The 292-nt window shown below is 44.5% G+C and carries 1 protein-coding gene; it reads right to left on the reverse strand.

Annotation, left to right across the window (positions count from 1 at the left end; translation table 11 throughout):
• Positions 1–292 (reverse strand): hypothetical protein (locus IQO02_RS20015; protein WP_193838630.1); only part of this gene is annotated, 292 nt, incomplete at both ends.

Genomic DNA, 292 nt, shown 5'->3' on the forward strand with positions numbered 1-292 from the left:
TCTGTGAAGCTGAACTGCTGTTCGCCTGAAATACTTTGGTCCAGTGTGTTTACGACACCGTCATAAGTGAACTGAGTGATCGTCGCACCATCGGCACTCTGATTTGGCATCACATCAATGGTATTGGTTGTGATTGTTCCATCAGCCAGATTTGGTTCAACGATATCTAATGTGCCATCTTGCATTATTTGGACATCATCACCGATGGTCACATTAAGCTGAGACACCAGTGAATCGTCGCCATCACTATCAACCGCATAAACAGGCAGTTCGAAGCTCAGATCGTTATTAT

The sequence above is a fragment of the Vibrio sp. OPT24 genome, from assembly GCF_015163545.1.
Lineage (GTDB): Bacteria > Pseudomonadota > Gammaproteobacteria > Enterobacterales > Vibrionaceae > Vibrio > Vibrio cyclitrophicus.